Annotated in this window: 19 protein-coding genes; 13 read left to right on the top strand and 6 right to left on the bottom strand. The window is 68.1% G+C overall.

What is annotated here, in order from left to right; all coding sequences use genetic code 11:
- Nucleotides 1–72 precede the first annotated feature (72 nt).
- Together BJ987_RS24555 and BJ987_RS24550 are read left to right on the top strand one after the other, a co-directional pair.
- A complete protein-coding gene (locus tag BJ987_RS24555) occupies nucleotides 73–1,434 on the top strand; it encodes a TIGR01777 family oxidoreductase (RefSeq protein ID WP_209894574.1) in 1,362 nt (453 codons plus the stop codon).
- Nucleotides 1,435–1,819: 385 nt separating this feature from the next.
- Complete coding sequence (locus tag BJ987_RS24550; protein WP_209894571.1) at nucleotides 1,820–3,553, top strand: pyruvate dehydrogenase; 1,734 nt, start codon at nucleotides 1,820–1,822, stop codon at nucleotides 3,551–3,553.
- A gap of 70 nt (nucleotides 3,554–3,623) precedes the next feature.
- Here BJ987_RS24550 and BJ987_RS24545 read toward each other — a convergent pair whose 3' ends face one another.
- From BJ987_RS24545 to BJ987_RS24530, 4 genes are read right to left on the bottom strand one after another with little or no spacing between them, the layout of a single operon-like run.
- Nucleotides 3,624–3,995 carry a hypothetical protein gene (locus BJ987_RS24545; protein WP_209894569.1) on the bottom strand — a complete coding sequence of 124 codons (372 nt, stop codon included), beginning with the start codon at nucleotides 3,993–3,995 and terminating at the stop codon, nucleotides 3,624–3,626.
- Nucleotides 3,996–4,033: 38 nt separating this feature from the next.
- Nucleotides 4,034–4,483: a roadblock/LC7 domain-containing protein gene (locus BJ987_RS24540; protein WP_245366112.1), complete on the bottom strand. Its 450-nt coding sequence runs from the start codon at nucleotides 4,481–4,483 to the stop codon at nucleotides 4,034–4,036.
- Nucleotides 4,480–5,292: a hypothetical protein gene (locus BJ987_RS24535; RefSeq protein WP_209894566.1), complete on the bottom strand. Its 813-nt coding sequence runs from the start codon at nucleotides 5,290–5,292 to the stop codon at nucleotides 4,480–4,482. The genes BJ987_RS24540 and BJ987_RS24535 overlap by 4 nt, the downstream gene beginning before the upstream one ends.
- Nucleotides 5,282–5,674 carry a hypothetical protein gene (locus BJ987_RS24530; RefSeq protein WP_209894564.1) on the bottom strand — a complete coding sequence of 131 codons (393 nt, stop codon included), beginning with the start codon at nucleotides 5,672–5,674 and terminating at the stop codon, nucleotides 5,282–5,284. Before BJ987_RS24530 ends, BJ987_RS24535 begins: the two co-directional genes overlap by 11 nt.
- Before the next feature lie 842 nt (nucleotides 5,675–6,516).
- On the opposite strand from BJ987_RS24530, the gene BJ987_RS24525 reads away from it, so the two are divergent.
- From BJ987_RS24525 to BJ987_RS24515, 3 genes are all read left to right on the top strand, one after another.
- A complete protein-coding gene (locus BJ987_RS24525; RefSeq protein WP_209894561.1) occupies nucleotides 6,517–7,287 on the top strand; it encodes a phytanoyl-CoA dioxygenase family protein in 771 nt (256 codons plus the stop codon).
- A gap of 74 nt (nucleotides 7,288–7,361) precedes the next feature.
- Nucleotides 7,362–8,591 (top strand): methyltransferase domain-containing protein, encoded by a 1,230-nt coding sequence (locus BJ987_RS24520; protein WP_307869742.1) that lies wholly within the window; start codon nucleotides 7,362–7,364, stop codon nucleotides 8,589–8,591.
- 96 nt (nucleotides 8,592–8,687) lie between these two features.
- The gene (locus BJ987_RS24515; protein WP_209894558.1) at nucleotides 8,688–9,266 is read left to right on the top strand and encodes a TetR/AcrR family transcriptional regulator; all 579 of its coding nucleotides are present in this window, start codon (nucleotides 8,688–8,690) and stop codon (nucleotides 9,264–9,266) included.
- Here BJ987_RS24515 and BJ987_RS24510 read toward each other — a convergent pair.
- The gene (locus tag BJ987_RS24510; protein ID WP_209894555.1) at nucleotides 9,263–10,384 is read right to left on the bottom strand and encodes an alpha/beta hydrolase; all 1,122 of its coding nucleotides are present in this window, start codon (nucleotides 10,382–10,384) and stop codon (nucleotides 9,263–9,265) included. The genes BJ987_RS24515 and BJ987_RS24510 overlap by 4 nt on opposite strands.
- 234 nt (nucleotides 10,385–10,618) lie before the next feature.
- On the opposite strand from BJ987_RS24510, the gene BJ987_RS24505 reads away from it, so the two are divergent.
- On the top strand, nucleotides 10,619–11,194 hold the full coding sequence (locus tag BJ987_RS24505) for a nucleotidyltransferase family protein (protein WP_209894552.1): 576 nt from the start codon (nucleotides 10,619–10,621) through the stop codon (nucleotides 11,192–11,194).
- A 200-nt stretch (nucleotides 11,195–11,394) separates the two neighbouring features.
- Nucleotides 11,395–12,942: an AMP-binding protein gene (locus tag BJ987_RS24500; protein WP_209894549.1), complete on the top strand. Its 1,548-nt coding sequence runs from the start codon at nucleotides 11,395–11,397 to the stop codon at nucleotides 12,940–12,942.
- A gap of 113 nt (nucleotides 12,943–13,055) precedes the next feature.
- On the opposite strand, the gene BJ987_RS24495 is transcribed toward BJ987_RS24500, so the two are convergent.
- Nucleotides 13,056–14,264, bottom strand: coding sequence for a CaiB/BaiF CoA transferase family protein (locus BJ987_RS24495; protein WP_209894546.1), 1,209 nt, complete (start codon nucleotides 14,262–14,264; stop codon nucleotides 13,056–13,058).
- A gap of 90 nt (nucleotides 14,265–14,354) precedes the next feature.
- Here BJ987_RS24495 and BJ987_RS24490 point away from each other — a divergent pair, with 90 nt between their 5' ends.
- The 6 genes from BJ987_RS24490 to BJ987_RS24465 are packed head-to-tail and all read left to right on the top strand — an operon-like array spanning nucleotide 14,355 to nucleotide 21,859.
- Nucleotides 14,355–15,893: a class I adenylate-forming enzyme family protein gene (locus BJ987_RS24490; protein WP_209894543.1), complete on the top strand. Its 1,539-nt coding sequence runs from the start codon at nucleotides 14,355–14,357 to the stop codon at nucleotides 15,891–15,893.
- Nucleotides 15,890–16,651 carry an SDR family NAD(P)-dependent oxidoreductase gene (locus BJ987_RS24485; RefSeq protein ID WP_209894540.1) on the top strand — a complete coding sequence of 254 codons (762 nt, stop codon included), beginning with the start codon at nucleotides 15,890–15,892 and terminating at the stop codon, nucleotides 16,649–16,651. The genes BJ987_RS24490 and BJ987_RS24485 overlap by 4 nt, the downstream gene beginning before the upstream one ends.
- Before the next feature lie 39 nt (nucleotides 16,652–16,690).
- Complete coding sequence (gene acuI / locus BJ987_RS24480; RefSeq protein WP_209894537.1) at nucleotides 16,691–17,674, top strand: acrylyl-CoA reductase (NADPH); 984 nt, start codon at nucleotides 16,691–16,693, stop codon at nucleotides 17,672–17,674.
- Between the two features lie 12 nt (nucleotides 17,675–17,686).
- The gene (locus tag BJ987_RS24475) at nucleotides 17,687–18,883 is read left to right on the top strand and encodes an FAS1-like dehydratase domain-containing protein (protein ID WP_209894534.1); all 1,197 of its coding nucleotides are present in this window, start codon (nucleotides 17,687–17,689) and stop codon (nucleotides 18,881–18,883) included.
- A 12-nt stretch (nucleotides 18,884–18,895) separates the two neighbouring features.
- Nucleotides 18,896–20,632, top strand: a complete 1,737-nt coding sequence (locus BJ987_RS24470) for a class I adenylate-forming enzyme family protein (protein ID WP_245366111.1) — start codon at nucleotides 18,896–18,898, stop codon at nucleotides 20,630–20,632.
- Between the two features lie 51 nt (nucleotides 20,633–20,683).
- Complete coding sequence (locus tag BJ987_RS24465) at nucleotides 20,684–21,859, top strand: amidohydrolase family protein (RefSeq protein ID WP_209894531.1); 1,176 nt, start codon at nucleotides 20,684–20,686, stop codon at nucleotides 21,857–21,859.
- The last annotated feature ends 2 nt before the right edge of the window (nucleotides 21,860–21,861 follow it).

Genomic DNA, 21,861 nt, shown 5'->3' with positions numbered 1-21,861 from the left:
GGCGGGCTGAAGCGCACTCTCATGACTGGCGTGTAGCGGCCCGCCGCCGCGCGGGACGATTAGGGTCGAGGGATGGGCCTCGAACGTTCCAGTGTCGTTCCCGCATCCCAGCGCGAGGTATTCGATTGGTTCGCCCGGCCCGGCGCGTTCGCCCGGCTCTCGCCGCCGTGGCAACCCCTGTCGTTGGTCGAGGAGGCCGATTCGCTGGCCGACGGCCGTGCGGTGCTGCGGTTGCCGGGTGGGTTGCGCTGGGTGGCCCAGCATGATCCGCGGGCCTACGATCCACCACGCCGGTTCGCCGACGAGGTCGCGGTGGACGGGGTGGCGTCGCTGCCCGCCGGAATCGCGATGCGCTGGCGGCACACGCACGAATTCGAAGCGGTGGACGAAGGGCACACGCGGGTCATCGACCGGATCGACACCCCGATACCCGCCGCCGCGCTCGACGCCACCTTCGACTATCGCTATCGCCAGCTCGCCGACGACTTGGCCGCGCACCAGCGCGCGGCGCAGCACGGTCTGCCGGTTTCGACCATCGCCGTCACGGGCGCGTCCGGGCTGATCGGCTCGGCGCTGACCGCCATGCTCGGCACCGGCGGTCATACCGTGCTGCGGCTGGTCCGCCACACGCCGCGCACAGCCGGTGAGCGGCAGTGGGATCCCTCCGCGCCCGATCCGCGTCTGCTCGACGGCGTGGACGCCGTGATCCATCTGGCGGGAGCGTCGATCGCGGGCCGGTTCACCGAACGGCATCGGCGAGACATCGCCGACAGCCGGCTCGCACCCACCCGGGCCTTGGCCGCGCTGGCCGCGCGCACCGGGGTGCGGACCTTCGTCAGCGCGTCGGCGATCGGCTACTACGGCTACGACCGCGGCGACGCCGTGCTCACCGAGGGCAGCTCTCGCGGCGAGGGCTTCCTCGCCGACGTGGTCGCCGCCTGGGAGGACGCCACCCGCCCGGCGTTCGAGACCGCGATGCGGGTCGTGCAGGTGCGTACCGGCATCGTGCAATCCCCGCGCGGCGGCACCCTGCGGCTGTTGCGCCCGCTGTTCACCCTCGGGCTCGGCGGGCGGATCGGCGACGGCCGGCAGTGGCTGTCGTGGATCGGCATCGATGACCTGATCGAGATCTATCATCGCGCGTTGTGGGATGACGCGCTGTCGGGCCCGGTGAACGCCGTCGCGCCGAATCCGGTGCGCAACAGCGACTACACGCGCACGCTGGCCGCCACCCTGCACCGTCCCGCCTTCCTGCCGGTGCCCGGTGTGGGCCCGGCGCTGCTGCTCGGCGCCCAGGGCGCGCGGGAACTCGCCACCGCCAGTCAGCGCGTCCGCCCGCAGCGGCTGGAGCAGGCCGGACATCGTTTCCGCACACCGGATCTGGCTTCGGCGCTCGGTCATCTCCTCGGGCGTGCGGTACCCGGCAGTCACTAGAAGGGAAGCTAGGCGTACTCCGAATGCCGGGATGACCGGACCCGCGTGAGGTCCACCGACTCGTCGGCCCAGTCGGTACGCGTCAGCACCGTATCGCTCCCGATCAACTCCCGGGCCGCACGGATGTCCGCCGAATGGGCCGTCGGGGATCTGAAACGGGTCGACCGCCCGGAGCACCCCGCCCACATCAGTCCGTCCATGCGCCGAATAGTGAGCGCGAAGCCGTCCAGCACGGAACCTTACTTGGCGCATCCATCAGCCTCGGCTGGGTGGCGAATCGCCCGGCCGACGGGTCTACCACCGCTTTTTCGCCGAGCCGCGTCCTACCCTGATTCCGGTTCGATCGGTCCCCGCACAGACGTTCCGCAGCGAAAGCAGGTAGACCATGGCGACATTGGCCGACATGCTCGTTCGCGACCTGGTCGCGCTCGGGGTTTCCCGGATCTACGGCATTGTGGGTGACAGCCTCAATCCCATCGTGGACGCGGTGCGCCGTACCGAGGGGATCGAGTGGATCCACGTCCGGCACGAGGAGGCGGCGGCGTTCGCGGCGGCGGCCGAGGCGCAGTTGACCGGGCGGCTGGCGGTGTGCGCGGGCAGTTGCGGGCCCGGCAACCTGCATCTGATCAACGGGCTGTACGACGCGCATCGCACGGGCGCTCCGGTACTCGCGCTCGCTTCCCACATCCCGCTGACCCAGATCGGCACGGGCTTCTTCCAGGAAACCCATCCACAGCATCTGTTCGACGAATGCAGTCACTACAGCGAACTCGTCTCCGCGCCCGAACAGCTACCCCGGCTGTTGCGGATCGCCGTGCAGACCGCACTCGGCGCCGGCGGCGTCTCGGTGCTCACCATTCCCGGCGATGTCAGTTCGCAGAAAGCGCCCGCGCGGCAACCGCAAGGCACCGCGCTCGCGCGGCGCTCGCCGGTGGTGCCGACGGCGGACGGGATCACGGAGTTGGCCCGGGTGCTCGACGAGGCCGGGAAGGTCATGCTGTTCTGCGGCGACGGTGTCCGCGACGCTCATGCCGAGGTGATGGCGCTGGCCGCGGCGCTCGCGGCGCCGGTGGGTCACAGTCTGCGCGGCAAGCAGTGGATCCAATACGACAATCCCTTCGATGTCGGGATGAGCGGTCTGCTCGGTTACGGCGCCTGCTATGAGGCGATGCACGAGGCGGACTGTGTCGTGTTGCTGGGCACCGACTTTCCCTACGACACGTTCCTCCCCCAGCAACGCACCGTGCAGATCGACCACGACCTGACTCGCTTCGGCCGGCGCACCCCGCTGGAGCTGGCCGTGCACGGCGACGTGCGCGAGACCCTGGCCCTGCTGCTCGGGCGGCTGCGTCCGCGCAGCGACCGCTCCTTCCTGGACCGGATGCTGCGCCGGCACGCCGGACTGCTGGACAAGGTCGTCGAGGCCTACACCACCGACATCGCCGACCGCACGCCCATCCATCCGGAATACGCTGCGGCACTGCTGGATTCGCACGCCGCCGAGGACACCGTGTTCACCGTGGACACCGGCATGGGCAATGTCTGGGCCGCCCGCTATCTCACCCCTAACGGCCGTCGCCGGGTCATCGGCTCGTTCCTGCACGGCAGCATGGCCAACGCGCTGCCGCACGCGATCGGCGCGCAACTGGCCTACCCGGACCGGCAGGTCGTCGCGATCTGCGGCGACGGCGGGCTGAGCATGCTGCTCGGGGAACTGCTGACCTTGCGCACCTACGACATCCCGGTCAAGGTCATCGTGTTCAACAACGCCAGCCTCGGCATGGTGAAGCTGGAGATGATGGTCGACGGTTATCCGTCCTTCGGCACCGACCATCCCAGCGTCGACTTCACCGCGATCGCTCGCGCCTGCGGTTTGCCCGCCGTCCGGGTCGATCAGCCCAGCGCCATCACCGAGGGCTTGCGCGCGACCTTCGCCACGCCCGGCCCCGCGGTACTGGAACTGATCACCGACCCGAACGCGCTGTCCATCCCGCCCAAGATCACCGGGGAGATGTTGCGCGGCTTCGCGCTGAGCGCGGGCCGCACCGTACTCGGCGGCGGTGTCGGCACGATGGTCGAACTGGCTCGCGGCAACCTGCGCAATATCCCCCGCCCCTGAACGATTCGCGAGGTGGAGTTCATGCTTCGGGCCGCGGTGTCGTGCGACGCCGCGGCCCGCCGCGGGTGCCTCACACTTCGAGACCCTCTTCGATGCCCTTCAGGCGATGCCGTGCCATGGCCAGGTTCGCGCGGTTGCGATCCAAGGCCAGGTAGAGGAACAGACCCTTGGACTTACGGCCGGTCATCGGGCGGATGACGTGGTACTGGCCACCGAGGGTGATGAGCATGTCCTCGATGTCTTCCTTCAGACCCAGTTGATCGATGGTCCGCAGTTTCGCCCGCACCACCTCGGTGTTGCCCGCGGCGGCGATCTGCAGGTCCAAGGTTTTCGAACTACCGAGCATGCCCAGCGCCATGCCGCTGCCGTAGTCGACGACCGCCGCGCCGATGGCGCCGTCGACGCCCATCATGTCCTTCAACGCGATATCCATATTGCTCATGTCGATTCCTTTCGTGAGGGTTTGTTCGAGCCGTCGGGTCAGGCGTCGCCCGCGGCCGGTGCCAGATGGCCGGCGATTGCCCGGGCCACCGGACGCGATTCCAGATGCAGGCGACCGACATTCACTTCCGGTTCGGCCAGCACGGCCAGCGAGGTCCAGCCGGCCGCGTAGATCACCACGTAGCCGTCGGTGCCGTGCACCACGACCTCGTGAAAGCCGCCGCCGTGCGCGGTGGCGACCAGCCGGTGCGAGACGCCCAACTGCGAGGCGGCAAGTGCGGCAACGCCATTGGGTTCGATGTGGGCGGGCAGGTCGTGTGCCACGAGCAACCCGTCATTGGAGGCGACCAGGACGCCGGTGAGCGCGGGCATGCGCTCGCGTAGCGCCTTCAGTTCGGCGAGCACCCCCGGATGTGGCTCGGGTTCGGACATCGCCACCTTGGTGAACCTTCCTACGAACTGGTTGATCAACGTCTTTCGCCCTTTCAATCGAGCTCCTCGAGGGCCGTGCGCAGCCGGATGAGCAGATCGCGGTCCGGTGCTCCCCAGTGCTCGGGCACCAACTCGGGCACCTCCCGGTGCGTGCGGCGGCGGGGCAATGTCAGCTGCCCCGAACGGGCGGCCGCCAGTTCGCGGGCCGGCGGCGCGGCCGCGGTCGGCAGCACGTCCACGCGCGCGGCCGCCGGAGGTTCCACCAGTCCCGCCGCCGTCAGTTCCCGGACCGCGACCAAACAGCCGTAGGTGGTGCGCCCCAGGTCACCCGCGATCCCGGCGATGCTGCGCCGCGCATCCGCGGTTGCCAGCACCTCGACCTGACTTCCGGTGAGCACGACGCGATGCCGCCGGATTCGGTGCACCGGAACAACCGGCGCCCGGTCGACGAGTTCGGCCGGCCAGTGCCCCTCGGCGTGACCGCGTCGTGCGCATTCGCGCACCAGCGCGCTCGGCGATATCCGGCACACCCGGGCCAGCCAATGCGGTGGGGCAGGCTGGAATTCCGGGATCCCCGGCGCCGCGAGCAGGAAGAAGGCGGCGTCGAACACGGCGAGCAACGCCATGGCTTCCAGCCGCGGCAGGCCGACGGCCTGATCGGGGTCACCGGCCACCGCGCGCCGCCACGACTCCGCGGTCGCCCCGCCCGCCGCGCCGATCAGGCGGTCGAGACCGGGCGTGCGGTGACAGTCGGCGCAGGTGATCGCGCCGTCGGTGAGATGGAAGGCGCCGTCGCCGACGCACAGCACACCGGTGCGCCGTTCGTTCTCGGCGCGGCGCAATGCGTCCGCGAGCTCAATCCCCACCGCGGTCTCCGGAGAATTCACCGAGGACGGCCCGTAAGCGGAACCGCGCGATCGCGAGATTGCCGGTGTCCTCGGCGCACAGCACGTGCACCAGCAGTCGGCCGTCGAAGTCGCCGTCGATCAGGTTCAGCAGATGGAAGCCACCGGTCCCGCAGACGATGATCTCGTAGATATCGCCCCCGCCGCGTTCCGCCGCCAGTGCGGAGCAGCCCAGGATGCCGCGGACCACATCGGTGATGACGGCGGCGTCCTCGTGCTGGTCGACCAGTTCGTGGCTGCCCGCCGACGCGATCGCCAGGCCGCTCGCACCGTCCACCAAGGTCACACTGCGGGCGCCGGGGATCTCCATGATGCGTTCGAGGCAGCCATCAATGCCCGTCACCGCGCACACCATCTCCGCACGGCAGGCCGGTCGAGCGCTCGATGACGCCTCGACCAAGACGGTCCGGGATATCGGCTCGGAGTGGTTCGACCGGTGCATCGATCCGGTCGGTCGTGTTGTTCGCGGGGTGGTTCATCGTTTCCCTTCTACCGCCCGTACCTTCGGATCGGGCAGGTTTAGTTCGTCGATATCACTGGTTCGCTATTCCATAGCGCCCGGTCGGCAGTAGTTCGATTGTGCCCGGAATGTGGACACGATAAGTGAACTCGAGAATTCGTGGCGATCACTATTGCACTGAATATGTTCGGTCGCCGCCGAGCCGCCGGGCGACCCGCGATATCCCCGATCGCTGGTCGCTGCCGACGATTTCCGGAGGCCATCAGCACGAAGGCACAGCCCCGGTTCCGAACATGAAAGAACCAGGCCGATGGCCTGCCGACGGCCCGGTCCGGTGATTGTTCGCGCTCGCCCAGCCTTTCGATTCAGCTGCGGGTGCGCGGGAATTCTATAATTGTAGTAATGGTCGGAGTAAGAACAGAATATGCATAATCTTCCCAGCAGATAGGTAACTAGAGAATTCTTGAATGAATTCCATGGTGCCGACTCAGGTTGGATCAGCCGGTGTGAGTTACATCCTGGCAGGCGTATCGCTTTGAAGCAACAACTTCCTCTAAATTAGTTTTCATACTAACCGGTCGATTTGCTAGCTAACTCCAGCAAATATCAGCGGCAGTCCGGCAGCCTGCTGGCGGACGCGCGGGCGCCTGGCGAGCGATGCGCTGGTGAAATTCGGTGGCGCACAGGCTCGCGATGGTCCATCGTTGCCGCGACGAAAGGATCCAATGCTCGACGACACCCACATCGAATCGTTCATCACCGATGGATTCGTCAAACTCGAACAGGCGTTTCCGAGCGAGGTAGCGGCGCGGGGCCGGACCATACTCTGGCATGCGACCGGCTGTGACCCCGACCGTCGCTCGACGTGGACGCAGCCCGTGATCCGGCTCGGCGAGTTCGCCGACGAACCATTCGCGCGCGCCGCCACGGCACCGGCCTTGGTGACGGCGTTCGATCAACTCGTCGGCGCCGGACGGTGGCTGCCGCGAAACAGCCTCGGCACTTTCCCGATCCGTTTCCCGGTCGAGGGACACCCGGGCGACGACGGGTGGCATATCGACGTCAGTTTTCCCGCCGACGATCCCGCGGACTACCTCCGGTGGCGAGTCAACCTCCACTCCCGAGGTCGCGCCTTGCTGATGCTGTTCCTCTTCTCCGATATCGGTCCCGACGACGCCCCGACCAGAATCCGGGTCGGATCCCATCGACGGCTTCCCGCACTGCTGAAACCCTTCGGCGAGGCCGGCGCGGAGCTGGCGCAACTGCCCTACGCGGCCGCGACCGAAGATCTGCCCGAGATATCAGCGACCGGTCGAGCCGGCGACGTCTACCTCTGCCATTCCTTCCTCGTCCACGCCGCACAACAACATCGAGGCCGGGAGGTGCGCTTCCTGGCGCAACCGCCGCTGCTGTCAATGAGCCCCTGTGTGCTGGATCGGCCGGACGGTGCGTATTCGCCGGTAGAGCGAGCAATTCGCCTGGGCCTCGGCCTCTGATCGCGCCACGGCGCACACCGGGAACCATTACCTCGGCGCCGCCGAATCCATTAGCGCTAATGTATTCTCGGCCTGTGATCGTGAGACCCGGACTCGGTGAACTCTTGCGCTACGTCGGCGAATTGGTCGACAGCGGCGCCAAGGAGGTCTACGGCTCGTTGGGATTGTCGTATCGACCGCGGTACACACCGGTTCTACGAGCGATGAGTCTGGGCGCGGGGACCGTCACCGAGATCACCGAGATCACCCATGTCACGCAGGGTGCTATCAGTCAGACCATCGGGTTGATGGCGGCCGACGGGCTGGTGGTGCGCGAACGACTTCCCGACGGCCGTAAGAGCGGCATACAGCTGACCGCTGGTGGCCGCGAGCTGGTGGAACTGTTGAAACCGCACTGGGAGAACACTTTCGCCGCGATCGCGGAACTGGAGTCCGAGATCGGATTTCCGCTGCGGCAGGTGCTCGGGGACGCCGCGGCCGCGCTCGAACGCACAGGCTTCGCGGCCAGGCTCGAGCAGGTGCGGCGCGCCGAGCGGGACCATCCGGTCACGACAAGTGAAACACCGCAACACAATTGGTTCGATCGTGACGGCCGGGACTACGCGCGGTTTCGCCCCGAGTATCCCGCGCGCCTGGCGATGTTCCTCGCCGCGCTGGCACCGTCCACGGATCTCGCCGTCGACGTCGGTTGCGGCAGCGGGCAATTGACCTCGCAGCTCGCCCCCTACTTCACCGCCACGATCGGGGTCGACCCCAGCGCCGAGCAAATCGAGCACGCACCGGCGCGCGAACGAGTGCGCTATCTTCAGGCACCCGCGGAGCGCCTGCCGATCTCCGACCACAGCGCGTCGCTGGTCACCGCCGCCCAGGCGGCGCACTGGTTCGACCGGCCTGCGTTCTACGCCGAAGTTCGCCGCATCGCGGTCGAAGGCGCGGTGATCGCGTTGCTCAGCTACGGGGTGCTGCGACTCGAACCCGATCTCCAGGAGCGCTTCGAGCACTTCTACCGCACGGAGATCGGCCCGTTCTGGCCACCGGAACGCGCACTCGTCGACAGCGGGTACGCCGATATCGACTTTCCCTTCGACGAGTACCCGACACCGGCCATGCGGATCGAAAAGCAGTGGCGCCTCGATGAATTCATGGGTTACCTGTCGACGTGGTCGGCGGTCCGCCGGGCTCGCGACGCCGGCGGAGCCGAAGTACTGCACGCGTTCGCGGCGGATCTAGCCGGACTGTGGGGCGAACCGACGACCACACGACGGATAACCTGGCCGCTGAACATGCGAGTGGGAATCCTGTGACCACCCACAGCGGCATTCACAGCCGCTGCCACCACGTTCTCGCGGACGGCCCACGATAGGGTCGGTGGACCGCAGACGGATGAGTCAGGATTGGTGATGCCCCGAAACAGACGCCCCCGAGATCGGGAGGAGAAGCGCGCCGAGATCGTCGCGGCCGCTCGACGGTTGTTCGTCGAGCAGGGATACGACGCGGCCTCGATGACGCGGATCGCCCGGGAGGCGGGGGTGGTGTCGAACACCCTCTACTGGTACTTCCAGGACAAGGACGCGGTGTTGATCGCGGTGCTCGACGACGTCCTGGGCGACTCGATGGCCCGCTACCGCGCGGTGACCGGCACGGGGATGGTCGAGCGCCTGGTGTGGGTCGTCGTCGAACTCGAGCATTTGAGCCGGTTGGTGACCACCGTCCACGCCCGCGCCAAGGAGTCCGACGCGGTCCGGGACTGGCACGAGCGGTTCCACGCCATGGCCGAGGGCTTGTTCCGCGCCGATTTGAGCGAAATCGGCGTGCCGGAGGATCGGTTGGACGCGATGACCTCGATCGGGGTGTTCGTGATCGAGGGTCTGCTGATGCACCCGGTCGACGACCTGCGCAAACGGGCGGTGATGGAGACGTTGTTCCACAGCGCCACGGGAATCGCTGCCCCCGTGGCGGCGGCCCGCGACCGGGTCTAGGCAGTACTGCGCACGGACCCGGCGAATTGTTCGGTCAGGAAAGCTATTTGGTCGCCGATGACGCGGTCGAAGTGGTCGTCGACGTAGATATCGAAGTGATCGCAGGGATAGTTCCGCACCTGGACATGGGCCAACCCATCGGCATGGCGTCTGGTGGTTTCGGCGGGAGCGGCGGCGTCGTCATCGCAGACGCACAGCAGCGTCGGGACGCTGGAGCGGGCCAGGGCACGACCGGGGCGATAGAACGCCAGCCGCAGCACCAAGCGTGCGGCGAGCGCATTGGCGGCGTCGAATTCGTTGTCCGGCCCGCGCAGCACCCCCCACATCGGGTCGCGGCCGACGCGGGTCGCGAGTTCGTTAGCAGCGCCGTCGGTCAGCTCGATATTTCCCGACACCTGCGCTCGCAGCCCGGGTAGTCGCCGCAGGAACGAGCTCGCGCGGCGCGAGAGCCGGGTACCGCGGGGCAGCAACGCCGAGGCTCCCGCGACGGCGTCGGGCGAAGCCACGAACGCGGGCATCCAGGATGCTCCGGCCATCGGCATCAGGAGGGGTGCGGCGCCGAGCCAGGAACCGACAGTGTCCAGGACGCCCGCCGTGGTGAGCGCCACGGCCCCGGCCGGACCGACGCGCAGGCGCGCGGTCAACGAGGCCCGCCCGTCGGAGAAGGGGCACTGCGCCACGACCGCCGCTACCCGGCGATCTTCCGACGCGACCCGCATGACGTGCCCGCCACCGAAAGAGGTCCCCCACAAGGCGATCCGATCGCGATCGACATCGGGCAGGCTACGGGCGAACGCCAGCGCGGCATGCCAGTCGTCGAGTTGTTTTCCGATATCGACCAGCTGGCGCGGCTGCCCACCGCTCGCCCCGAGATGGCGATAGTCGAACACCAGGACCGACCAGCCGGCAGCGGCGAACCGTTCGGCGTAGGCGTCCAAACGCATCTCCCGTACCGCGCCCAAGCCGTGGGCCATGATCACCAACGGACGCGGGCCGGAGGCGTCGGCCGAGGTGTACAGCCATGCCGCGCACTGGTCGCCGCCGGAGTTGAACCACACATCGCGCCGCGGGACGGCCCCCACTTCCTCGTCTCGGTCGGTGGGTTCGCTGATGGCCATGACTCTTCCTTCCGCCTGTGCCCGCTTCTTGAATGACAGTCAAGAAGGGATTCGCGGCTACGGTAAAGACTTCTTGGACGCCAGTCAAGACGCCAAAATCCGAGTGACCTCCGGCAGCCGGTGCCCGACCCGCAGACAGCGACCTCCGGCAACCGGTGCCCCAACCCGCAGACGGTGAGGCGCTGCGACCCTTGGCTTCTCGGCGGCGGGCGCGGTGGTGTCTAGGCTGTTCCGATGACAGTTGCGGGGCTGCTTTTGGCGGCGGGCGCTGGGCGGCGGTATGGCATGCCCAAGGCCCTGGTGCGCCATCGAGGCGTTCTTTTCGTCGAGCATGCCGCCGGCGTGCTGCGTGACGGTGGCTGCCTGCCGGTGGTGATCGTGCTCGGGGCGCGAGCCGACGAGGTTCGACGAACCGCCGTCCTCGACGGAGCGATCGTGGTCGACAATCCGGATTGGGCGTCGGGCATGGGATCGTCGCTGCGAGTAGGGCTTTCCGCGCTCGAAGACTGCGAGGCCGCGGTCGTGCTGCCCGTCGACACACCCGGGGTAACCGAAACTGCCGTGCACCGGCTCGCACGTCTGGCCACTCCGGCAGCGCTGGCGCGGGCTACCTACGACGGCGTACCCGGGCATCCAGTACTGCTGGGCCGCGACCATTGGGCCGCGGTCGCCGAACTGGCGACCGGCGACGAAGGGGCGCGGCCGTATCTGGCACGGCATCAGGTTCAGCTGGTGCCGTGCGGTGATGTCGCCGTGGGCGCCGATGTCGACCGCCCCGAGGATCTGCCGCGCGACGACCCCGGTTTCTGAATCCCCGATTCCCGGCGCCATCGGCGACCCAGCGCACGAAACCGCTTCGCGCACGATCACACCGAGCGTGCGATATCGACATTCTCAGCAAGCGAGAATGCTATATTCATCCTCGGCAATCGACCTTCTGCCTAGTTGGGCACTATCGGCGGCGCTGGAGTCGGCTCGACGCACCCGCGCTCCGGCTGTTGGAGTCACGCATGCGAACCATCCCTTCCGAACTTGTCGAACGATACGAGCGCGAAGGGTGGTGGAACCGCGACACCATCGGCGACATGCTCGCCCGTGGCCTCGCGGCCGCGCCCGAGACACGGTTCCGGGTGCACTCCGCGGTCCGGCCGTGGTCCGGGACATTCCGAGAGGTCGAGTCGGTGGCGCGCAGGCTGGCGGCGGGGTTGCGGGCTCGCGGAGTGGGCCCCGGCGATGTGGTCGCCTTCCAGCTGCCGAACTGGATGGAGGCCGCCGCGACCTTCTGGGCGGCTTCGTTCCTGGGTGCGGTGGTGGTGCCGATCGTGCACATCTACGGGAAACGGGAGGTCGGCTACATCGTGGAGTCGGTGCGGCCGCGGGTCTTCGTGACCGCGGAACGCTTCGGCACCGTGGAGTTCCACGCGGACCTGTGCGCCGAGGTACCGATCGTCGGGGTGGTCGGACGGGATTTCGAAGAACTGCTGGCCGCCGAGCCGATGACCGGGGTCGCCGAGGTCGATCCGCGGTCACCGGCGCTGTACGCGTTCACCTCGGGCACCACCCGCGCGCCGAAGGGAGTGGTGCACAGCCATCAGACGATGGGCTGCGAGACCCGGCAGCTGGCGGCGCACTATCCGGCCGATCTCGGCCCGCAGCTCACCGCGGCTCCGGTCGGCCACTTCATCGGGATGGTGAACGGGTTGCTGATCCCGGTAATCGGCGGCGTCCCGGTCGATCTCGTCGATCGCTGGGAGCCGCCACTGATCCTGGATCTGATGCGGACCTACGGCACCACGGTCGGCGGCGGCGTCCCGTACTACATGACCAGCCTCATCGATCACCCGCAATTCACGCCCGAGCATCTGCTGTACATGAAGTACGCGGGAATGGGCGGCGCACCGGTCCCCGCATCGGTGGCCGAACGGCTCACCGAACTGGGGATCATCGTGTATCGCGCGTACGGCAGCACCGAGCATCCGTCGATCACCGGATCGCGGGCCACCGCACCGCAGGCAAAGCGGCTCTATACCGACGGCACCACCCAGCCCGGGGTGGAGATCCGGCTCACCGACGAGGGTGAGATCTTGAGCCGCGGCCCGGATCTGTGCCTCGGCTACACCGACGACGCCCTGACGGCAGCGGCTTTCGATGCCGAAGGCTGGTATCACACCGGCGACATCGGCGTCCTGGACGAGGACGGCTATCTGACCATCTCGGATCGCAAGTCGGACATGATCATTCGCGGCGGCGAGAACATCAGCGCGCTGGAGGTCGAAGAGGTGTTGCTGGCCATACCGGGCGTGGCGGAGGCCGCGGCCGTCGCCGCACCCGACGCACGTCTGGGTGAGCATGTGGCGGCCGTCGTGCGCCTGCATCCGGGCAATCATCCGCCGTCATTGGAAGAACTCCGCGCCCACTTCGCCCGAGCCGGTCTGGCGAAACAGAAGTGGCCGGAGGAGATCCACACCGTCGCCGACTTCCCGCGCACCGGAAGCGGCAAGGTGCAGAAGTTCCGGGTCCGGCAGAACCTGGCGGTGCCCCAGCCGTCCGGGGCGTGACTCAGCGGCTCCGCCACCACGGCGGGCGTGTGGGACAGGCGCGCCTGACCGACCACGATCCGGCCACCTGCCCGAAACGCGCAAGATCGCGGTCGCGGGCTCGCCGACATCGGTCACGAACTCCGCGAGTTCTCCTGTGGCGCACCGGCATCACACTGCGCTGCGCCTGGCCAGCGCGTACGGTCCGCCTGCATCGCGGCCCGCACACGCGCCGTGTCCGCGCCGAGGCGCGGGGCCGGTCCGGCGACCGCGCCGGGCGTCTCGGAGAACCACGCGGGCATTCCCGGGAAGCGCACGGGACCGTTCGGGCTTTGCACCGTTTCGAAGAACTCCACCGCGTTGAGATGCGCGTTGCCGAACAGCTCATCGAGGCTGCGCACCGGGGCCGCCGGAATGTCGAGCGCATGGAGCAGATCCAGCCACTGCTGGGTCGTACGCTCGGCGAAGGTAGCTCCGAGCAGCGCGTACAAGGTGTCGATCCGTTCCGCTCGCTGCGCCAGCGTCGCGAATTCCGCACCGGCCCACGGTGGTTGGACCGCCGCCACGAACGCCGACCACTGTTTGTCGTTGTAGACCAGCGCGGAAATGTACCCGTCCTTGGTCCGATACGGCTTTCGATCGGGCGCCACGGCCCGGGGGTATATCGCTTCGCCCAGCGGCGGATCGAACATCGCGCCATTGGCGTGTTCCACCAGCATGAACGCGGCCATGGTCTCGAACATGGCCACCTCCACTTCCTGCCCCTGCCCGGTCCGCTCGCGATGGAACAGCGCCATGACGGTGGCCCACAGCGCGGTCAGGCCCGCGACTTTGTCGGCCATGATGGTCCCGGCATAGCCCGGCGCACCGGTGAGTCGCTGCTGCGCGAACGGCATACCGCATTCGGCCTGGATGGTGTCGTCGTAGGCGGTGCGGTCCGCGTCGGGGCCGCGGCGGCCGTAGCCGTAGCAGTTCGTGTAGACGATCGCCGGATTCACCGCGGCCACATCGGAGTAGGCGAAGCCGAGGCCGGCGACCGCCCGTCCGCGCATGGAGTGGATGAACACATCCGCGTGCGCGACCAGATCCCGCAGTGCCCGTACGCCTTCCGCGCTGCGCAGATCCAGAACCACGCTGCGCTTGCCGCGGTTCACATTGACGAAAACGCCGCCGAGTCCGGGTTCGGGTCCCACCGAGATATAGCGGGTGTTGTCCCCGGCCGGTGGTTCGATCTTGATCACGTCGGCGCCCATGTCGGCCATGATCTGAGTGCAGTACGGCCCCATGACCATTGCCGTCAGATCGACCACGCGCACACCCGCCAGCGGGCCTGTTTGACTCATCCGCCTCCGTTCCCTCACTTCGTGACGCTGCGCCCCACATTATCTGAGTAATCCTTGCAAGGATAGTAAAGATACTGATATCAAGGTGGCGTGGAAAGCAGCAGCGCCGCGGTCACACCGCGGCCCACGTCCATCGCGACGGTGCTCGACGCCGCGCTCGCCGCACGACCCGATGCGCCTGCGGTGGAGGCGTTTTCGGGCGTCTGGTCCTATGCCGAGCTGGACGCGCGGGCCCACCGGGCGGCCGGCGCGCTGTGGTCACTCGGTGTTCGCCCCGGCGACCGGGTCGCCGCCTGTATGCCCAACGATCTCGATATCGTCGCCGCTTTCCATGGCGCGCAACGGATCGGCGCGATCTGGGCGGGGATCGGCGAGGCGCTGCCGGCGAGCGAGCAGGACGCCCTGGCGGCCCGCTGCGACGCGAAAGTCCTACTCGCCGGGCCGGACTGCCGGTCGAGCGCGGTGTCGTGCGTCGCCCCGGATCGCTGGTCCGACCTCCTGGCCGAGGCCGAGCCCGCGCCCCGCGTGCCGCGGAATATCGACGCACCCGCTGGAATCGCCTTCACCAGCGGCACTTCGGGCCACCCGAAGGCGGTGGTGCACAGCCAGCGCAATCTGCTGCTTCCCGGCGCCGTCCTGGTCAGCACCCGGGGTTGGGGTCCGCGACTGCGCAAGGGCGACAGCTTTCCGCTGACCATCCTCAATCTGATGGTGCTGTCCACGCTGCTCACCGCGCAGGCAGGCGGGTGCGCGATCCTGATGAACCGCCGCGACGCCGACGGTGTGGCGGACTGGATTTCGCATCGCCGCGTCACGGTGTGGAACGGCGCGCCCGCGCAACTCTACGACCTGGCCCGGCGCCCGCAGTCGAATCTCGCTTCGCTGCAAGAGGTCTGGAGCGGCGGCAGCGACACGCCCGACAGTGTGCGCGAGGAGTTCGCCAGAGCGCACGGGCTGATTCCGCGCACGACCTACGGCCTGACCGAAGCACCGACGGTGGTCGCCATCGACCCGGCCGGCGACCGGTGGCGAGCGGGCGCCAGCGGACAGGTGCTGCCGCAGTACGACGTCGCCGCCTACGACGACGCGGGCAATCGGCTGCCGCCGGGTGAGTCGGGGGAATTGCGTTTGGCCCCAGCGACTTCCGGCCGCTGGGCCCGGACCTGGACGCCGCCGCTGGGCTACTGGGAACGCGGCGGCATCGCGTCATCCGAGCATGGGCCCTACCCGACCGGAGACATCGGCACCGTCTCCGCGGGCGGGTGGCTCAGCGTGCTCGATCGCAAGAAACTGGTCATCATCCGGGGCGGGGCCAACGTCTATCCGCTCGAGGTGGAACGGGTCATCGGCAGGCAAGCCGGGGTCACCAAGGTCGCGGTGTGCCCCGTGCCCGACGACCGGCTCGGCCAGCGGGTGGCCGCCTTGGTGGAAAGCGATTCGCCCGCACCGGATTTCCACACGCTGGCCAAGTTGTGCCGGGCCGAGCTGGCCGACTACAAGGTGCCCGAGATCTGGGCACACGTCGACGCGCTGCCCGTCAACGCCATGGGCAAGGTGGATCGCACACGACTGCCGGAACTGCTCGCGCGGGAAACGGTCCTGCGGATCACGCCCAGGAGCCGGACATGAGCACCATGGACCGCTTCGACCTCGGCGGCCGGGTCGCCATCGTGACCGGAGCCTCCTCCGGTCTGGGCGCGGCCGTCGCACGCGCCCTGGCCGGACTGGGCGCACGCGTCGCGGTGGTGGCCCGCCGTGCCGATCGACTGGCCGGCCTGGCGCAGGCGATCGACGGTGCGGCCGTGCCGTGCGACCTGTCCGATCCGGCCGATATCGCCACGATCGTGCCGGCTGTCACCGGCGCACTGGGCCCGCCGGAAATCCTGATCAATGCCGCCGGGAACCGGTTCTCCGCCGCGCGGGCCGAAGCGGAGACAGCGGCGGAGATCCGCCGCACTGTCGATCTGAATCTGCTGGCGCCATTGTTCCTGGCGCAGCAGGTCTTTCCGCACATGCGCGCCGCCGGCCGCGGTGCGATCGTCAATGTCTCCTCGATCTCCGGGCAGGTGGGTGTGCCCGGTATTCCGCAAGCGTCCTACGCCGCCAGCAAAGCGGGGCTCTCGGGTCTGACCACCGAGCTGGCCGTGCAGTGGGCGCGCCATTCCATCCGGGTCAACACCGTCGCGCCCGGCTTCTTCCGCAGCGAGATCACCGAGAGCCTCTACGACAGCGCCCGCGGCAGCGAATACCTGCGCCGCAATATCCCGCTGCCCGAACAGGGAACCGCCGAGGACATCGTCGGCGCGATCATCTGGCTCGCCGGTGACGCGGCGAGCTATGTGACCGGCCAGACGATCGTCGTCGACGGCGGCTGGACCGCCCGCTGAGCAGCGGGCGGCCGGCACCGGACCCAGGAAGGAATCCCCATGTTTTCCGCACTACTCATCGAGAAAGCCGAAGCCGGGCAATCGATTTCGTTGACCGAGGTGGATCAGGCGCGACTGCCGGACGGAAACGTCACCCTCGAGGTGGCCTACTCGACGCTCAACTACAAAGACGCGCTCGCCATTACCGGAAAGTCGCCGATCGTCCGGAAGTACCCGATGATCCCGGGCATCGATCTGGCGGGCGTCGTCACCGAGAGTACGCACGCGAGCTGGTCGCCGGGCGATCGCGCCGTGCTCAACGGCTGGGGCGTCGGCGAAAGCCATTGGGGCGGACTGGCACAGCGCGCTCGCCTCGACGGTGACTGGCTGATACCGCTGCCCGAGACGCTCACCACCCGTCAGGCGATGGCGATCGGCACCGCCGGCTACACCGCCGCCCTCTGTGTGGAGGCGCTGCTGAACCACGGCGTGCGGCCGGACCAGGGCGAGGTGCTGGTCACCGGTGCGACCGGCGGCGTCGGCAGTGTCGCCATCGCACTGCTGGCCGCGCGCGGATTCACCGTGGCCGCGGCGACCGGCAAGACCACCGAGGCCGAATATCTGCACGGGCTCGGCGCCGCCACCGTGGTAGACCGCGCCGAACTCGGCGAGCGCGGCAAGGCGCTGCAGAAGGAGCGTTGGGCCGGTGTCGTGGACGCCGTGGGCAGCCATACCCTGGCCAACGCCTGCGCCCAGACCCGATACGGCGGGGCGGTCGCCGCGTGCGGCCTGGCCCAGGGCATGGATTTCGCGGGCACCGTCGCCCCGTTCATCCTGCGCGGTGTGACCCTGTACGGCATCGACAGCGTCATGGCGCCCCGGCACCGGCGGATCGCGGCCTGGTCCCGGCTCGCCGATGACCTGAAACCCGAAGCGCTCGAGTCGATTACGCGGGAAGTCGGGCTGTCCGAGGCGATCGACGCCGCGCGGCAGCTGATCAGCGGCGCCGTGCGCGGCCGCATCGTCGTCGACGTCAATCGATAACCAGGAGACGCAGTGAGCAACCAGACCACGCCATCCGAGACCGTCGCTCTCGACCTGTCCGATGTCGAGCCCCGGGTCGGCCTGCCGGTCGGCGGCGGGCAACTGTGGGAGCCGTGCAGCGCCTCCGATATCCGGCGCTGGGCCATGGCGATGGATTACCCCAATCCGCTGCACTGGGATCAGCAGTTCGCCCGCACCTCCCGCTACGGGGGTCTGGTCGCACCGCAGTCCATGGCTGTCGCCCTCGATTATGGGCACGGTTGCGCACCCGCCTGCGTCGGCCGGATTCCGGGCAGTCACCTCATCTTCGCCGGCGAGGAATGGTGGTTCTACGGAGCCCCGGTGCGGCCCGGCGACCAGCTCTTCCAGGAGCGCCGCTTCCACGACTACAAAGTCGCGGACACGAAATTCGCCGGGCCGACACTGTTCTCCCGGGGTGACACCACGCACCGCAATCAGCACGGCACGCTGGTGGCCCGCGAAAGATCCACGACCATCCGCTATCTGGCCGCGGAGGCCCGCAAACGGGGCATGTACGACAAGCAGGCCGGGGAGCTGAAGCAGTGGACGGCGGCGGAACTCGAAGCGGTGCAAGCCCTTCGCACCGAATGGCTGATGTCGAACCGGGCGGGCGTCTCCCCGCGCTTCGAGGAAGTGAAGGTCGGCGATACGCTGCCGCGTCGCGTGATCGGCCCGCACAGCATCGCCAGCTTCACCACCGAGTACCGGGCCTTTCTGTTCAACATCTGGGGCACCTTCGAATGGGTCGCGCCCGAAGGGGTCGAGGACCCGTGGGTGTATCAGGATCCGGGCTGGATCGACGGTTTCGCCTTCGACGAAGAGGGCGCGAAGATCGATCCGCGCAAACGGGACGGTCTCTACGTCGGGCCGTCCCGCGGGCACACCGACAACGCGAAGGCCGACGAGGTCGGGATGGCGCGCGCCTACGGCTACGGCGCGACCATGGGCGCCTGGTGCACCGACTACCTGGCCTACTGGGCCGGCACCGACGGCATGGTGCGTCATATCAAATCGGACTTCCGGCTGCCCTCCTTCGAGGGCGACGTCACCTATTTCGACGCCGAGATCGTCGGCAAACAAGCGCTGTCCACCTGGGGTGTGCCCGTGGTCGAGGCGCGACTGCGCCTCACCGATCAGAACGGCGGCGTATTGGTCGACTCCACCGCCGAAATCGAGCTGCCGCTCTAGCGGCACGGAAAGATGCCGAGGCAGCAGATGGACGCGCAGGTCAGCGCCGCGGAGCCGGACAACGCTCCCGGACAATCGGATTCGATCCTTTCCGGTCCCCCGCTGGACACCGAGCCCGGACTCGGCGCGCTGACCCTGCCGGGGTTCCTGCGGGAGGTGACCGAGTTGTACGGCGAGCGCGAGGCGCTGGTGGCCCGCGGGCCCGCGGGGGTCACCCGCTGGAGCTACCACGATCTGTGGGAGCGGTCGGTCGAGGTGGCGCGGGCGCTGCACGCGCTCGGGCTCGGCAAGGACGGCCGGGTGGGCGTACTGATGACCAACCGGCCGGAGTGGATCTCGGCGGTATTCGGTACCGCGCTGGCCGGGGGCGTGGCCGTCACCCTCAGCACCTTCTCCACTCCGGCGGAGCTCGACCAGCTACTTCGCACCTCCGGGGTATCGGTGCTGCTGTTCGAACGCCACGTGCTGAGCAGGGATTTCGCGCGAGTGCTGATCGAACTGGAACCGGAGCTGGGCACGGTCTCGCCCGGCGCGCCGCGCTCGACGCGGTATCCGTTCCTACGCCATCTGGCCCTCGTCGGCTCGGCGGTCACCGGCTCGGCCATCGATTCCTGGGGCGAGTTCCTCGCGCGTGGCCGCGGCGAACGGCCGGAATCGATCGAAGCGACCGCCGCGACGGTGCGCCCCAGCGATCCCGCCGTGCTGTTCTTCTCCTCGGGCTCCACGAGCACTCCGAAAGGCATTCTCAGCGCCCATCGCGGGGTGGCCATCCAGATGTGGCGGTTCCGGCGGATGTACGGTTTCACCCCGCAGGACGAGGTGCGCGGCTGGTCCGCCAACGGCTTCTTCTGGTCCGGCAATTTCGCGCTGGCGTTGGGTGCGACCCTCGCCTGCGGCGGATCTCTCGTGCTGCAACCGACTTTCGACCCCGCCGAAGCCCTGGCACTGATGCAGATCGAACGGGTGAACTTCCCGTTCGCCTGGCCGCATCAGTGGGAGCAACTGGCCGGCGCGCCCGGGTGGGCCGACGCCGACCTCAGCAGTATGCGATTCGTGGACGCCCGCAGCCCCTTCGCCCAGCATCCCACCGTCACCTCGCACTGGACCGAACCGAACCACGCCTACGGCAATACCGAGACCTTCACCATCACCACGTCTTTCCCGGCCGACACGCCGGACGAGGTGCACGCCGGCAGCAACGGCGTCCCGCTGCCCGGTGTCACGATCAAAATCGCCGACCCGATCACCGGCGCGGTGCTACCCCGCGGGGCGAGTGGCGAGATCTGCGTCAAGGCAGCGACCCTCATGCTCGGCTATATCGGCATTCCGCGCGACGAGATCCTCGACGCCGACGGATATTTCCGTACCGGCGACGGCGGCTACCTCGATGCGGCCGGTCGCCTGTTCTGGGTCGGCCGGCTGACCGACATCATCAAGACCGGCGGCGCGAATGTCTCCCCCGTCGAAGTCGACGAGGCCCTGGCCGGCTACCCGGGCATCAAACTCGCGCGCACGGTGGGGGTGCCGCACGACACGCTCGGTGAGGTGGTCGTCGCGTGCGTGGTCGCGCATGACGGCGTGGCGCTGGACGCGGAGAAGATCCGCGCGTTCCTGCGCGAACGACTCGCCAGCTACAAGGTGCCACGGCACGTATTGCCGTTCGCCGACAGCGATTTCACGCTCACCGGCAACGCGAAGATCAAAACCGCGGAGCTGCGTGCCCTCGCCGCCCAACGGCTGGCCACCTGAGCACCGCACCCGCCGCCCGAGCCGTTCCGAAGTATCGACAAGGAGAATCCGATGACCAAGCGCGAGCTGCCGTATCCACTGTTCGACGCGGACAACCACCTCTACGAAACCCGGGAGGCGCTGACCAAGTTCCTGCCGGACCGGTATCGCGACGCCGTCAAGTACGTCGAGGTCGACGGCCGGACCAAGATCGCGATCCGGGGTCAGATCAGCAACTACATCCCCAACCCCACCTTCGACGTGGTCGCCCGGCCGGGCGCGATGGAGGACTACTTCAAACACGGCAACCCCGACGGCAAGAGCATGCGCGACATCTTCGGTAAACCGATTCCGTCCGCACCGGCCTTCCGCGAACCCGCACCCCGCCTGGAGCTCATGGATGAGTTGCAGATCGATCGGGCGCTGATGTTCCCGACCCTGGCCAGCCTCATCGAGGAGCGGATGAAGGACGATCCGGAGCTGATCCACGCGGTCGTACATTCGCTGAACCAGTGGCTGCACGAAACCTGGTCCTTCAACTACGCCGACCGAATCTTCACGGTGCCGGTGATCAGTCTGCCGATCGTGGACAAGGCCATCGAGGAGCTGGAGTGGGTGGTCGAGCGCGGCGCGCGCGCCATCCTGGTCCGTCCCGCCCCGGTGCCCGGCCTGTACGGCCCGCGGTCGTTCGCGGTGCCGGAGTTCGACCCGTTCTGGCAGCGCGTCGTCGAACTCGACGTGCTGGTCACCATGCATTCCTCGGACAGCGGTTACGCCCGGCACGCCGCCGAATGGGACGGCGGCTCACGCGAGATGCTGCCGTTCCAGATCAATACCTTCAAGATGATCAACGAATGGCAGCCGATCCGCGACGCCATGGCCTCCTGGGTCTGCCACGGCGCGTTGTTCCGGTTCCCGGAGCTGAAGATCGCCGTGATCGAGAACGGCGCGGCCTGGCTGCCGGGACTGCTCGAAAGCCTCGCCACCGTGTACAAGAAGGCCCCGCAGGGCTTTCCGGGCGATCCGGTCGAAGCGATCAAGAAGATCCACGTCAGCCCCTTCTGGGAAGAGGACCTCGTGGAGTTGTCCCGTGTCATCGGCGCCGACCATGTGTTGTTCGGGTCGGACTACCCGCATCCGGAGGGTCTGGCCGAACCCGCCCGCTACGTGGACGAGATCAAGGATCTGCCGTTGGCGGACCAGAAGTTGATCATGGGCGGCAATCTCGCCCGGCTCATGAACCTTTGAGC

Origin of the sequence: Nocardia goodfellowii (genome assembly GCF_017875645.1) — a bacterium.
Taxonomy (GTDB): Bacteria; Actinomycetota; Actinomycetes; order Mycobacteriales; family Mycobacteriaceae; genus Nocardia; species Nocardia goodfellowii.
Note: the sequence above shows the minus strand (reverse complement) of the source record. Positions and strands in the feature narration are given on the sequence as shown.

Coding starts and splice junctions, on each gene's coding strand:
- BJ987_RS24555 (WP_209894574.1), top strand. CDS start 73: ATGGGCCTCGAACGTTCCAGTGTCGTTCCCGCATCCCAGCGCGAGGTA.
- BJ987_RS24550 (WP_209894571.1), top strand. CDS start 1,820: ATGGCGACATTGGCCGACATGCTCGTTCGCGACCTGGTCGCGCTCGGG.
- BJ987_RS24545 (WP_209894569.1), bottom strand. CDS start 3,995: ATGAGCAATATGGATATCGCGTTGAAGGACATGATGGGCGTCGACGGC.
- BJ987_RS24525 (WP_209894561.1), top strand. CDS start 6,517: ATGCTCGACGACACCCACATCGAATCGTTCATCACCGATGGATTCGTC.
- BJ987_RS24515 (WP_209894558.1), top strand. CDS start 8,688: ATGCCCCGAAACAGACGCCCCCGAGATCGGGAGGAGAAGCGCGCCGAG.
- BJ987_RS24510 (WP_209894555.1), bottom strand. CDS start 10,384: ATGGCCATCAGCGAACCCACCGACCGAGACGAGGAAGTGGGGGCCGTC.
- BJ987_RS24505 (WP_209894552.1), top strand. CDS start 10,619: ATGACAGTTGCGGGGCTGCTTTTGGCGGCGGGCGCTGGGCGGCGGTAT.
- BJ987_RS24500 (WP_209894549.1), top strand. CDS start 11,395: ATGCGAACCATCCCTTCCGAACTTGTCGAACGATACGAGCGCGAAGGG.
- BJ987_RS24495 (WP_209894546.1), bottom strand. CDS start 14,264: ATGAGTCAAACAGGCCCGCTGGCGGGTGTGCGCGTGGTCGATCTGACG.
- BJ987_RS24485 (WP_209894540.1), top strand. CDS start 15,890: ATGAGCACCATGGACCGCTTCGACCTCGGCGGCCGGGTCGCCATCGTG.
- acuI (WP_209894537.1), top strand. CDS start 16,691: ATGTTTTCCGCACTACTCATCGAGAAAGCCGAAGCCGGGCAATCGATT.
- BJ987_RS24470 (WP_245366111.1), top strand. CDS start 18,896: ATGCCGAGGCAGCAGATGGACGCGCAGGTCAGCGCCGCGGAGCCGGAC.
- BJ987_RS24465 (WP_209894531.1), top strand. CDS start 20,684: ATGACCAAGCGCGAGCTGCCGTATCCACTGTTCGACGCGGACAACCAC.